This is a genomic window from Streptomyces sp. CB02261 (assembly GCF_001905665.1).
In the GTDB taxonomy this organism is placed as follows: Bacteria; Actinomycetota; Actinomycetes; order Streptomycetales; family Streptomycetaceae; genus Streptomyces.
The window spans coordinates 158,032-171,443 of the sequence record NZ_LIVX01000001.1 but is presented as its reverse complement, the minus strand read 5'-3'; the positions used below and the strand labels follow the sequence as shown (position 1 = coordinate 171,443).

Sequence of the window (13,412 nt, the reverse complement as noted above, 5' to 3'; positions counted from 1 at the left end):
CCGACTGTTTTCGGACGACGTGGCACCACGGGTGGAGGACTCACGCTCATGCACGGGACGGTCGACGGATTCAGCTACGGCCTCGTCACGCCGGTGGCCGCCTTTCTCATGGCGTGCCTGGGCGGCGCCCTCGGCCTCCGGTGCACCACGAGATCGCTCCGCCACCGCGACAGCTTCAAGGCGGGCTGGCTCGCCCTCGGCGCCACGTCGATCGGCACCGGCATCTGGACCATGCACTTCATCGCCATGATGGGCTTCTCCGTCCACCAGGCGCCCATCAACTACGACCGCCCGATCACCTTCGCCAGCCTGGGCGTCGCCGTCCTCATGGTCGGGATCGGCATCTTCATCGTCGGATACCGGGGGGCCACCGCCCTCACCCTGGTCACCGGCGGCACCATCACCGGCCTCGGCGTGGCCACCATGCACTACCTGGGTATGGCCGGGATGCGACTCCAGGGGCGCGTCGAGTACGACACCACCACCGTCGCCCTCTCCGTGGTCATCGCCGTCGTCGCCGCCACCGTGGCCCTCTGGGCGGCCGTCTCCGTACGGGGATTCCTGGCCAGCCTCGGCGCCAGCCTGGTGATGGGCGTCGCCGTCAGTGGTATGCACTACACCGCCATGGCCGCGGTCAGCGTCCGGCTGCACAGCACCGAGCCCGCCACCAACACCGGCGACGCCGCCACCTCGCTCCTGCTGCCGATGCTGCTCGGCCCGGCGGTCTTCCTCATCCTCGCCGCCGTCGTCGTCATGTTCGACCCGCTGCTCGTGATGGGCGACCCGGACTGGCGCGGCGCCGCCGCCCGGGCCCCGCACCGGCCCGGCGTGCCCGCCCCCCGCCACGTCCCGTCCTACGGCGAGCCCGCGAACTGGACCTCCCGGCCCGCCGGCCGCGCCGCCCGCAGGACCGTCGCCCGGGGCGGCCACCGCTCCCAGGACTGGTGATCACCGCCCGCCTGTCAGTGCCGAGTCGTACGGTGGTTGCATGCGGCCCGTTTCCAAGATCGAACGTTCGGTGGCGCCCTTCGAGGTCGTCAGCTCCTACCAGCCCAGCGGCGACCAGCCCACGGCCATCGCCGACCTCGAGCGGCGCATCCGCGCGGGTGAGAAGGACGTCGTGCTCCTCGGTGCCACCGGCACCGGAAAGTCGGCCACCACCGCGTGGATGATCGAGAAGCTCCAGCGCCCCACCCTCGTGATGGCGCCGAACAAGACGCTGGCCGCCCAGCTGGCGAACGAGTTCCGCGAGCTCCTGCCGAACAACGCGGTGGAGTACTTCGTCTCGTACTACGACTACTACCAGCCCGAGGCGTACGTGCCGCAGTCGGACACGTACATCGAGAAGGACTCCTCCATCAACGAGGAGGTGGAGCGGCTCCGCCACTCCGCGACCAACTCCCTGCTCACCCGCAGGGACGTGATCGTGGTCGCCTCCGTCTCCTGCATCTACGGCCTCGGCACGCCCCAGGAGTACGTGGACCGGATGGTCCCGCTCAAGGTCGGCGAGGAGGTCGACCGCGACCAGCTGCTCCGCCGCTTCGTCGACATCCAGTACACGCGGAACGACCTGGCGTTCACCCGCGGCACCTTTCGCGTCCGCGGCGACACCATCGAGATCTTCCCGGTGTACGAGGAGCTGGCCGTCCGCATCGAGATGTTCGGTGACGAGATCGAGGCCCTCTCCACCCTCCACCCGCTCACCGGCGAGGTCATCAGCGAGGACCGCGAGCTGTACGTGTTCCCCGCCAGCCACTACGTCGCCGGCCCCGAGCGCATGGAGCGCGCGGTCAACGACATCGAGCGCGAGCTGGAGGGCCGTCTCGCCGAGCTCGACAAGCAGGGCAAGCACCTGGAGTCGCAGCGGCTGCGCATGCGGACCACGTACGACATCGAGATGATGCGGCAGATCGGCTCCTGCTCCGGCATCGAGAACTACTCGATGCACTTCGACGGCCGCGGACCCGGCACGGCGCCCAACACGCTGCTCGACTACTTCCCCGAGGACTTCCTGCTCGTCATCGACGAGTCGCACGTCACCGTCCCGCAGATCGGCGCCATGTACGAGGGCGACGCCTCCCGCAAGCGGACCCTGGTCGACCACGGCTTCCGGCTGCCGTCCGCCCTGGACAACCGGCCCTTGAAGTGGGAGGAGTTCCAGGAGCGGATCGGCCAGACCGTCTACCTCTCCGCGACCCCCGGGACGTACGAGCTGTCCCGCGGCGACGGCTTCGTCGAGCAGATCATCCGCCCCACCGGCCTCGTCGACCCCGAGGTCGTCGTCAAGCCCACCGAGGGTCAGATCGACGACCTGGTTCACGAGATCCGGCTGCGCACCGAGCGCGACGAGCGGGTCCTCGTCACCACCCTCACCAAGAAGATGGCCGAGGACCTCACCGACTACTTCCTGGAGCTCGGCATCCAGGTCCGCTATCTGCACAGCGACGTCGACACCCTGCGCCGCATCGAACTCCTCCGCGAGCTGCGCGCCGGTGAGTACGACGTCCTCGTCGGCATCAACCTCCTCCGCGAGGGCCTCGACCTGCCCGAGGTGTCCCTCGTGGCCATCCTCGACGCCGACAAGCAGGGCTTCCTGCGTTCCGGGACCTCCCTGATCCAGACGATCGGCCGCGCCGCCCGAAACGTCTCGGGCCAGGTCCACATGTACGCGGACCGGGTCACCCCGGCGATGGAGCAGGCCATCGACGAGACCAACCGGCGCCGCGAGAAGCAGATCGCGTACAACACGGAGCACGGCATCGACCCGCAGCCGCTCCGCAAGAAGATCAACGACATCGTCGCGACCATCGCGCGCGAGGAGATCGACACCGAGGAACTGCTCGGCACCGGCTACCGCCAGGCGAAGGAGGGCAAGGGCGCCAAGGCCCCGGTCCCCTCGCTCGCCGCCCACGGCGTCAAGGCCAAGGGCAAGGGCAGGGCCGGATCCACCGTGGAGCTCGGCGACCGGCCCGCGACCGAACTGGCCGCGATCATCGAGGAGATGACCGACCGGATGCGCGCCGCCGCCGCCGAGCTGCAGTTCGAGGTGGCCGCCCGGCTCCGGGACGAAGTGGGAGAGCTGAAGAAGGAGTTGCGCCAGATGAAGGAGGCGGGACTCGCCTGAGCGGACGCGGTCCGGTGTGTTGCAAGACCGACACAAAACCGGACCGCGCCTCCCTCGGTGTCAGTGGCGCTGCGTAGGGTGACCGACAACCGCACGCACCGGAACAGCGGGCGCGGGGAACGCTAACGAGAGGGGCATACGCGTGTCGGTCAACATGACCAAGGGTCAGGCCATCAGCCTGGAGAAGAAGGGCGGGGGCAGCCTCACCCAGGTACGGATGGGTCTCGGCTGGCAGGCCGCGCCGCGCCGCGGTCTCTTCGGTTCGCGGACCCGGGAGATCGACCTGGACGCCTCGGCCGTCCTCTTCGCCGACAAGCAGCCGGTCGACGTGGTCTTCTTCCGCCACCTGGTCAGCGACGACGGCTCGGTCAAGCACACCGGTGACAACCTCGTGGGCGGCGCCGGACAGGGCGGCGACGACGAGGCGGTCCTCGTCGACCTGGAGCGGGTCCCGGTCCACATCGACCAGATCGTCTTCACGGTGAACTCCTTCACCGGCCAGACGTTCCAGGAGGTGCAGAACGCCTTCTGCCGCATCGTCGACGAGACGAACGGGCAGGAGCTCGCGCGCTACACCCTCGACGGCGGCGGCAACTACACCGCGCAGATCATGGCGAAGGTCCACCGGGTCGGCTCCGGTTGGCAGATGACCGCCCTGGGCAACCCGGCCAACGGGCGCACCTTCCAGGACCTGATGCCCGCGATCCTGCCGCACCTGTAGCAGGCCCGCGCAGCACGCACCACAGCTCCCGGAGGCGGCAGGCCACCGGGAGCTGTCCCGCATGAACCACACGATCGCTTCACACCGAGCCCGGTAGCGCTGAGGGGAACAGAGTCGATGACGGCCGAGCTGGTCCGGGGGCAGAACCACCCCCTGCCCGACACCCGCCTCGAGATCCGGGTGTCGGCCGGTCACCCCGTCCTCGCCGGAGCCACCCTCGCCGACGAGCAGGGCAGGGTCCCCGGCCCGGAGTGGATCGCCCACCCCGGCTCGCCCTCCCTCCCCGGCGTCGACGTCCCCGGACAGGCCGCCGCCGACCACCGGCTCACCGTCGACCTGGAGGGCGTCCCCGGCGCCGTCCACCGCGTCTCGGTCCTCCTGGCGCTGTCGGGCGCGCGGGCCGGGGGAGCCGCCCGGTTCGGAGCCCTCGCCGCCCCCTTCGTCACCGTCGCGGGCCCCGACGGCGCCGAGATCGCCAGCTACACGATCACCGGCCTCGACAGCGAGTCCGCCGTCGTCGCCCTGGAGCTGTACCGGCGGCAGGGCGCCTGGAAGGTCCGCGCCATGGGACAGGGGTACGAGGGCGGTCTCGCCGCCCTCCTCGCCGACCAGGGCCTGGAGCGCCCCGCCGATGTGGCCGCGTCGATCCTGGAGACGGTCGCGCCCGGTCCCGTCCCGGTGGCCGCTCCGCCCCAGCACGCCCCGGAGGCGGAGCGCGTACGCCACCCGGCGCCCGTGCCGGCCCAGGACCCGGCCCCGACCGCCCCGACGACCCCGCCGCCGGTCCCGGGACCGAGCACGGCCGCACCCACGCCCGTGGCGGGCACGGCCGCACCCACGCCCTCGGCGGGCACCCCCACCGGTGGCCCCGTCGACTACGCCCACCCCCGCCGTCAGGCCGCCCCGGCGGCCGAGCCCCGGCAGGCCCCGCCCACGCCGGTCGCCGGGGACGCCTCGGGCTGGTCCATGGACGAGCGGCTGTACAACCAGGTGTGGGGCATGTTCGAGGACCTGGCCCGTACCACCGCCGCCTACCGCAGCGCCTGCGACTTCGCGGAGTCCCGGCTCGACCGGGAGCTCGACCAGACGCTCTCCGACTACCGGGCCCGCGCCGACGGAGCCAACGACGCGGCGCGCGCGGCCGCCCGGGCCCGGCACGACGAGCTGGTGGAGCGGGCGCAGGCGGTCCTGGACCGGGACCTCGCGCAGCTCGTGGCCGAGTCCGAGGTCGTCGAGCCGGCCCTGCCCGCCGCGTACGCCCGCTGGGACAGCCCCGTCTGGCAGGCCTACCGCGTTCCGGCCGAGGAGCCGATGGCCGTCCGCCTGGGCGACCTCCACCTCCCCGAGCGGACAGATCTGCGGATCCCCATGCTCGTCCGGCTGCCCCTCGAACGCGGGCTCTGGGTGGACAGCGGCCGGGGGCGCTCGGAGGCGGCCGGTCTCCTCGACGAGACCGAGCTGCGACGGCTCGCCCTGGACAGCGCGGTCGCGCACGCGGCCCGGCTGCTCGCGGCGCACCCGGCCGGCGCCTTCACCCTCCATGTCGTGGACGCGGCCGGCGCGGGAGCCGCCTCGCTCGCACCCCTGGTGGAGTCGGGTGTCCTCGCGGCCCCTCCGGCCCGGGGCGCGGCCGGTGTGTCGGCGGCCCTCGAACAGCTCACCGAGCGGGTCGACCTGCTGCAGATGGCGGTGCGCGGCGGCGCCGCCGACGCCCTGCCGCCCGGTCTGGACGCGGCGCGGCAGCTGCTGCTCGTGCACGACTTCCCGCACGGCTTCGACGACCGGGCGGTCACCCGGCTCCGGTACCTCGCCGACGAGGGGCCGTCGGTCGGCGTCCATCTGCTGATGGTCGCGGACCGGGAGGACGCGTCGGCGTACGGGCCCCTGCTCGACCCGCTGTGGCGTTCGCTGCTGCGGCTCACCCCGGTCGCGGACGATCACCTCGCCGACCCCTGGGTGGGCCACGCCTGGTCGTACGAGCCCCCGCTCGTTCCGCCGGGCAGCGGAGTGCTCCGTCAGGTGCTCGCGCAGGTCGCGGACGCTCGCCGTGGAAAGCGGTTCTGACCTGCTCTTTTGGTCGCTCTTTACCCTGCCCTTTACCTTTTCTTGGTCATTCGGGTAGTCTTCTTGGTGCGGAGGGGAGTACTCCCCAAGCGCGGCGTACCCGTCAGTACGGACGGATCATCATGGATCCGATCCCGGGGCGTCGGCCCGGCGGCGATCGTCCGTCCCCGGGTGGAAGAGACCTCCGGCAGCGACGACGCTGATCAGTAGCCGTACGACGCCGGAGGCGCAGTGGACGTTTCTATGACCCTGTGGGTAGTGACCATTCTCGGTCTCGCTGCCCTGATCGGTGCCGACTTCTTCATCGGGCGCAAGCCCCATGACGTGTCGGTCAAGGAAGCCGGGATCTGGACGATCGTCTGGATCGTGCTGGCCGGGCTCTTCGGCCTCGGCCTGCTGCTCTCCGGCAACAGCCAGGCGTCCGGCGAGTTCTTCGCCGGATACATCACCGAGAAGTCGCTCAGTGTCGACAACCTCTTCGTCTTCGTCCTGATCATGGCGAAGTTCGCGGTCCCCTCCCACCTCCAGCAGCGCGTGCTGCTCGTGGGCGTGGTGATCGCCCTGGTGCTCCGCACGATCTTCATCGCGGCGGGCGCCGCGATCATCGCGAGCTTCTCGTGGGTCTTCTACATCTTCGGCGCGTTCCTGATCTACACCGCCTGGAAGCTCATCCAGGAGGCGCGCGCGGACGAGGACGAGGACGACTGGGAGGAGAACCGCCTCCTCAAGAGCGTCGAGAAGCGGTTCGGCGTGGCCGACCGGTACCACGGCACCAAGCTGTTCATCCGGGCCAACGGCAAGCGGGTGATGACCCCGCTGATGGTCGTCATGCTCGCCATCGGCACCACGGACATCCTCTTCGCCCTCGACTCGATCCCGGCGATCTTCGGTCTCACCCAGGACCCGTACATCGTCTTCACCGCCAACGCCTTCGCCCTCATGGGTCTGCGGCAGCTGTACTTCCTGATCGGCGGCCTGCTCAAGAAGCTGGTCCACCTCAGCTACGGCCTGTCGGTGATCCTCGGCTTCATCGGCGTGAAGCTGGTGCTGCACGCCCTGCACGAGTCCGGGGTGCACGTCCCGGAGATCTCCATCCCGTTCTCGCTGGCGTTCATCGGCGGTGTCCTGGTCATCACCACGATCACCAGTCTGATCGCCTCCAAGCGGCAGGCTGAGCGGGAAGCCGCCGAGAGCGTGGCCGACGCCGACGGAGCCGAGAAGGACAGCATCGGCGCCTGACGACGCGGTACACACGGCGACGGCCGGCCGGGGTCTCCCCGGTCGGCCGTCGCCGTATCCGGCCTCCGGACGGTGCCTACACGGGGTCGAGATCGCCCACGGCCTCCGGGACGGCCTCGGGCGCGGACCGCGCCGGCAGGGTCTCCGGCAGCAGGGCGAAGCAGCCCAGGCTGACGAGGGCGACCAGGGTCAGATAGGCGGCGACCCCCCAGGGCGGGCCGGACCCGCCGTCGGAGAGGGTGGTGGCGACCAGCGGGGTCAGGGCGCCGCCGAGGACCCCCGCGAGGTTGTAGCCGACGGCCGCGCCGGTGCAGCGGACGCGGGGCTCGTACAGCTCCGGGAGATACGCGGCGACCACGGCGAACATGGTGATGAACGCGAGGAGCGCGCCCAGGAACCCGAGGAACATCAGGAACGGCCGCGCCGTGTGCAGCAGCGCCACCATCGGGAACATCCAGAGCGCGGAGGCCGCGCATCCCGCGAGACAGAGCGGCCGGCGGCCCCAGCGGTCGGCCAGGAGGGCCACGAACGGAGTGGTCGCGCCCTTGATCGCCACCGCCGCCATGATGCAGGTCAGCATCACGGTGCTGCTCACCCCGAGGTGCTCGGTGCCGTAGGCCAGGGCCCAGGTGGAGACCGTGTAGAAGGTGGCGTACCCGACCGCGAGCGCCCCGGCCGTCAGCAGGACGAGCCGCCAGTGGTCGCGGGCGACCTCGGCCAGCGGGGCGCCGGACCGCTTCCCGGACGCCGACAGCTCCTCGAACTGCGGGGTCTCCGCGAGCGAGGAGCGCAGCAGCAGCCCGGCCGCCGCGAGCAGGCCCGCCGCCCAGAACGGCACCCGCCAGCCCCAGGACCGGAACTCCGCGTCGCTGAGGCCCGCCGTGAGCGCCAGCATCACGCCGTTCGCCAGGAGGAAGCCGATCGCCGGGCCGATCTGGGGGAAGCTCGACCAGAGCGCGCGCCGGTGCGCCGGGGCGTGCTCGGCGGTGAGCAGCACGGCCCCGCCCCACTCGCCGCCCAGGCCCAGGCCCTGGAGGAAGCGCAGGACGAGCAGCAGGACGGGGGCGGCGATGCCGAGCGTCGCGTACGTGGGGACGCAGCCGACCGCCACCGTCGCGCAGCCGGTCAGGAACAGCGAGACCATGAGGACGGGGCGACGGCCGTACCGGTCGCCGACATGGCCGAAGAGGGCCGAGCCGAGCGGGCGGGCCACGAAGCCGACGGCGAAGGTGCCGAAGGCGGCCAGCGTCCCGGCGAGCGGGGAGAAGGTCGGGAAGAAGAGCGGCCCCAGGACGAGGGCGGCGGCGGTCCCGTACACGAAGAAGTCGAAGAACTCGATGGCGGTGCCGACGAGCGAGGCCGCGGCGAGCCGTCCCATCGACGGGACGGCAGGGCCGTCCGGGGGAGCGGATGGCGACGGAGCGTGACTGAGGCGCATGTCGCGCCAACTACCCCGCGGACCTCCCGGTTACGGGGGCGTGCGGGAGCGCGCCGCTGCTCGGCCGCGCGCTCCCGGTGCCGCGGGGCGTCACCAGCCGCGCTCGCGCCAGGTCGCGAGGGAGGGGCGCTCGTCACCGAGGGTGGTGTCCTTGCCGTGGCCCGGGTAGATCCAGGACTCGTCGGGGAGGACCGCGAACAGTTTGGTCTCCACGTCGTGGAGGAGGCTCGCGAAGGCCTCCGGGTCCTTCCGGGTGTTGCCCACGCCGCCGGGGAAGAGGCAGTCGCCGGTGAAGACGTGCGGGTGGCCGTGCGGGTCGTCGTAGACGAGGGCGATGGAGCCCGGGGTGTGACCGACCAGGCGCCGGGCGGTCAGCTCCACCCGGCCCACGCGGATCGTGTCGCCGTCCTCGACGGGCACGTCGGTCGCGACCGGGATGCCCTCCACGTCGTACGCGCCCGCGTACGTCACGGCGCCGGTCGCGGCGACCACCTCGGCGAGCGCCTGCCAGTGGTCGCCGTGCCGGTGGGTGGTGACGACGGCCTTGACGCCGTCGTCACCGATCAGCGTGAGCAGCGTGCCGGCGTCGTTGGCCGCGTCGATCAGGAGCTGCTCGTCGGTGGCCCGGCAGCGCAGCAGATACGCGTTGTTGTCCATCGGGCCGACCGCGACCTTCGAGATCATCAGGTCCGTCAGCTCGTGCACGTCCGCCGGTCCGCCGACCTTCACCACTCCGCTGTACGTCATGCGCTCAGCCTAGCTCCGCCCACCGACACCGGCGGCTAGAGCGCCGGGAGTTCCGGCAGCGGTCCCCCCTCGGTCTTCAGGGCGGTGCCGTCGCGGCGGCCGGCCAGCCAGCCGAGGAGGTCGGCGGCCGGGCCCGTGACGGTGACGCCGCCGGACCCGCCGCCGGTGGTCCACGTCCCGCCGTCGTCGGACCGGAGGACGGTCGCGGGCACGTTCTCCAGGCCGGTGAAGCGGTCGGCGAGGAACTCGATCTCGCGGATCGTGAACTCCTCGGACAGGTTTTCGAGCTCGTAGCCGACGCCCAGGTCGACGTGGTGCAGGTCCACCTCCACCCAGCGGCGGAACGGGATCCGGGAGGCGCTGTCCGTGACGCCGTTGCGGAGCTCGACCGTGCGGCTCCAGTCGGCGGGCTCGGCGCCCACGGCCTGGAAGCGGGCGGCGGTCTCGCGCAGGTCGGCGAGGTGGACGGCCGGCGGCCGGCCGGAGTCGCGCTCGATGTCGGCGTCCCGGGTGGCGGCGTCGGGGTACATGGGACGGCCCTGGAGGACGTTCACCAGTGCGTCGGCGTTGCGGGCGACGTGGGCGAGCACATGGCCCCGGGTCCAGCCGGGCAGCCGTGACGGCCCGGCCGTCGCCGCGTTGTCCAGGGAGGCGGCCGCGTTCAGCAGCCTTTCGGTGGCTTCGCGGACGTGAGCGAGGTCGCTTTCGTGGTCGATCATGGCGCCGACCCTAGTGCCACCAGGGGTCTCGCCACTCGTTCGGGTGAAGCGGTCTCCGCGAGGCCGGAAATCGAATGTGCGTGCTATACGCTCGGAGGAAGCATCCGGCATCCTTGGTTGTTGGGTGTTCATGCACATCCGCTCTCTGAAGAAAGGTGCGGACCGGCGTGGCCGACCGTCTCATCGTCCGTGGCGCTCGTGAGCACAACCTCAAGAACGTCTCGCTCGACCTCCCCCGCGACTCCCTGATCGTCTTCACCGGGCTCTCGGGGTCGGGCAAGTCCTCCCTCGCGTTCGACACGATCTTCGCCGAGGGGCAGCGCCGCTACGTCGAGTCGCTCTCCTCCTACGCACGGCAGTTCCTCGGCCAGATGGACAAGCCGGACGTCGACTTCATCGAAGGTCTGTCGCCCGCCGTCTCCATCGACCAGAAGTCGACCTCGCGCAACCCGCGCTCGACGGTCGGCACCATCACGGAGGTCTACGACTACCTCCGGCTGCTCTTCGCCCGCATCGGCAAGCCGCACTGTCCCGAGTGCCGCCGGCCCATCTCCCGCCAGTCGCCGCAGGCCATCGTCGACAGGGTCCTGGAGCTGCCCGAGGGCAGCCGCTTCCAGGTGCTCTCCCCGCTCGTGCGCGAGCGCAAGGGCGAGTTCGTCGACCTCTTCGCCGACCTCCAGACCAAGGGCTACAGCCGCGCCCGGGTCGACGGCGTGACCGTACAGCTGAGCGAACCGCCGACGCTGAAGAAGCAGGAGAAGCACACGATCGAGGTGGTCGTCGACCGCCTCACCGTGAAGGACAGCGCCAAGCGACGCCTCACCGACTCGGTCGAGACCGCGCTCGGGCTCTCCGGCGGCATGGTGGTGCTCGACTTCGTCGACCTCGCCGAGGACGACCCCGAGCGCGAGCGGATGTACTCGGAGCACCTCTACTGCCCGTACGACGACCTGTCCTTCGAGGAGCTGGAGCCGCGCTCCTTCTCCTTCAACTCGCCCTTCGGCGCCTGCCCCGACTGCACCGGCATCGGCACCCGCATGGAGGTCGACCCCGAGCTGATCGTCCCCGACGAGGACAAGTCCCTCGACGAGGGCGCCATCCACCCCTGGTCGCACGGCCACACCAAGGAGTACTTCGGCCGGCTCATCGGCGGTCTCTCCCAGGCGCTCGGCTTCCGCACGGACATCCCGTACGCGGGGCTGCCGCAGCGCGCCAAGAAGGCCCTGATGCACGGGCACAAGACCCAGGTCGAGGTCCGCTACCGCAACCGGTACGGGCGGGAGCGGGCGTACACCACCCCCGCCTTCGAGGGCGCCGTCTCCTTCGTCAAGCGGCGTCACACCGAGGCCGAGAGCGACTCCAGCCGCGAGCGCTTCGAGGGCTACATGCGCGAGGTGCCCTGCCCCACCTGCGAGGGCACCCGCCTCAAGCCGATCGTCCTCGCGGTCACGGTGATGGAGAAGTCCATCGCCGAGGTCTCCGCCATGTCGATCAGCGACTGCGCCGAGTTCCTCGGCCGGCTGACGCTCAACGCCCGCGACAAGAAGATCGCCGAGCGGGTCCTCAAGGAGGTCAACGAGCGGCTGCGCTTCCTCGTCGACGTCGGCCTCGACTACCTCTCGCTCAACCGCGCGGCCGGCACCCTCTCCGGCGGCGAGGCCCAGCGCATCCGGCTCGCCACCCAGATCGGCTCGGGCCTGGTCGGCGTGCTGTACGTGCTCGACGAGCCGTCCATCGGCCTCCACCAGCGCGACAACCACCGGCTCATCGAGACCCTCGTGCGCCTCCGCGACATGGGCAACACGCTCATCGTCGTCGAGCACGACGAGGACACCATCAAGGTCGCGGACTGGGTCGTCGACATCGGCCCCGGCGCCGGTGAGCACGGCGGCAAGGTCGTCCACTCCGGCACCTTGAAGGAGCTCCTCGCCAACGAGGAGTCGATGACCGGGCAGTACCTGTCCGGCCGCCGGGCGATCCCCACCCCGGAGATCCGCCGCCCGGTGGACCCCGGGCGCATGCTCACCGTGCACGGGGCCCGTGAGAACAACCTGCGGGACATCGACGTCTCCTTCCCGCTCGGCGTCCTCACCGCCGTCACCGGCGTCTCCGGCTCCGGCAAGTCGACCCTGGTCAACGACATCCTCTACACCCACCTGGCGCGCGAGCTGAACGGCGCCAAGTCGGTGCCCGGCCGGCACACCCGCGTGGACGGCGACGACCTCGTCGACAAGGTCGTGCACGTGGACCAGTCCCCGATCGGCCGCACCCCGCGGTCGAACCCGGCGACGTACACCGGCGTCTTCGACCACGTCCGCAAGCTCTTCGCCGAGACGATGGAGGCCAAGGTCCGGGGCTACCTGCCCGGCCGGTTCTCGTTCAACGTCAAGGGCGGCCGCTGCGAGAACTGCTCCGGCGACGGCACGATCAAGATCGAGATGAACTTCCTCCCGGACGTCTACGTCCCGTGCGAGGTCTGCCACGGCGACCGGTACAACCGGGAGACCCTGGAGGTCCACTACAAGGGCAAGTCCATCGCCGAGGTCCTGAACATGCCCATCGAGGAGGCTCTCGACTTCTTCGAGGCCGTCCCGACGATCGCGCGTCATCTGCGCACGCTCAACGAGGTCGGCCTCGGGTACGTCCGGCTCGGGCAGTCGGCGCCGACGCTCTCCGGTGGTGAGGCGCAGCGCGTGAAGCTCGCCTCCGAGCTCCAGAAGCGCTCGACGGGCCGCACGGTCTACGTCCTGGACGAACCGACCACCGGTCTGCACTTCGAGGACATCTCGAAGCTGATCAAGGTCCTGTCCGGACTGGTCGACAAGGGCAACTCGGTGATCGTCATCGAGCACAACCTCGATGTCATCAAGACCGCGGACTGGCTCATCGACATGGGTCCCGAGGGCGGCAGCGGCGGTGGCATCGTCGTCGCCGAGGGCACGCCCGAGGAGGTCGCCTCGGTGTCCACCAGCCACACCGGCAAGTTCCTCCGCGAGATCCTCGGCGCGGACCGGGTCAGCGACGCCGGCAGGACCGTCCCGGCGGCCCGCGGGGCGAAGAAGACGGCGGCGAGGAAGACGACGGCGGCGGCGAAGAAGACGACGGCGGCGAAGAAGGCCCCGGCCAGGACCGCCGCCCAGCCCGCCACGAAGAAGACCGCTGCCACGAAGGCGACCGCCACCAAGGCGACCGCCACCAAGGCCGCGGCCAAGAAGGCGACGGCGGCCCGGGCCCGCAAGGCCTGAGGTCAGAGTCCACCTCGGGGGCCTGCCAGGGACCGACGTCCGTGGCAGGCCCCGCTCCGGGTCCTGCCACGGACCGACGCCGGAGGCAGGGCCCCCGCCCCGGGGCCCCGCCTCC

General features: G+C 71.1%; 9 protein-coding genes. 6 read left to right on the top strand and 3 right to left on the bottom strand.

What is annotated here, in order from left to right; all coding sequences use genetic code 11:
- Positions 1-48 precede the first annotated feature (48 nt).
- The 5 genes from AMK29_RS00780 to AMK29_RS00760 all read left to right on the top strand — a co-directional run bounded on the left by AMK29_RS00780 (position 49) and on the right by AMK29_RS00760 (position 7,148).
- Positions 49-948 carry an MHYT domain-containing protein gene (locus AMK29_RS00780; RefSeq protein WP_073806642.1) on the top strand — a complete coding sequence of 300 codons (900 nt, stop codon included), beginning with the start codon at positions 49-51 and terminating at the stop codon, positions 946-948.
- A gap of 40 nt (positions 949-988) precedes the next feature.
- Positions 989-3,124 (top strand): excinuclease ABC subunit UvrB, encoded by a 2,136-nt coding sequence (uvrB, locus tag AMK29_RS00775; RefSeq protein WP_073806641.1) that lies wholly within the window; start codon positions 989-991, stop codon positions 3,122-3,124.
- A 142-nt stretch (positions 3,125-3,266) separates the two neighbouring features.
- A complete protein-coding gene (locus tag AMK29_RS00770) occupies positions 3,267-3,845 on the top strand; it encodes a TerD family protein (protein WP_073806640.1) in 579 nt (192 codons plus the stop codon).
- Between the two features lie 117 nt (positions 3,846-3,962).
- Entirely contained in the window at positions 3,963-5,909 is a 1,947-nt protein-coding gene (locus AMK29_RS00765) for a TerD family protein (protein ID WP_073806639.1), read from the top strand.
- Between the two features lie 231 nt (positions 5,910-6,140).
- Positions 6,141-7,148: a TerC/Alx family metal homeostasis membrane protein gene (locus AMK29_RS00760; RefSeq protein ID WP_073806638.1), complete on the top strand. Its 1,008-nt coding sequence runs from the start codon at positions 6,141-6,143 to the stop codon at positions 7,146-7,148.
- 76 nt (positions 7,149-7,224) lie between these two features.
- Here AMK29_RS00760 and AMK29_RS00755 read toward each other — a convergent pair whose 3' ends face one another.
- From AMK29_RS00755 to AMK29_RS00745, 3 genes are all read right to left on the bottom strand, one after another.
- Positions 7,225-8,526, bottom strand: coding sequence for an MFS transporter (locus AMK29_RS00755; RefSeq protein WP_073806637.1), 1,302 nt, complete (start codon positions 8,524-8,526; stop codon positions 7,225-7,227).
- 150 nt (positions 8,527-8,676) lie between these two features.
- Complete coding sequence (locus AMK29_RS00750; RefSeq protein ID WP_073806636.1) at positions 8,677-9,333, bottom strand: MBL fold metallo-hydrolase; 657 nt, start codon at positions 9,331-9,333, stop codon at positions 8,677-8,679.
- A gap of 35 nt (positions 9,334-9,368) precedes the next feature.
- Positions 9,369-10,052 (bottom strand): maleylpyruvate isomerase family mycothiol-dependent enzyme, encoded by a 684-nt coding sequence (locus AMK29_RS00745; protein WP_073806635.1) that lies wholly within the window; start codon positions 10,050-10,052, stop codon positions 9,369-9,371.
- Positions 10,053-10,219: 167 nt separating this feature from the next.
- Here AMK29_RS00745 and uvrA point away from each other — a divergent pair, with 167 nt between their 5' ends.
- Positions 10,220-13,297, top strand: coding sequence for an excinuclease ABC subunit UvrA (gene uvrA / locus AMK29_RS00740; RefSeq protein ID WP_073806634.1), 3,078 nt, complete (start codon positions 10,220-10,222; stop codon positions 13,295-13,297).
- Positions 13,298-13,412 lie beyond the last annotated feature (115 nt).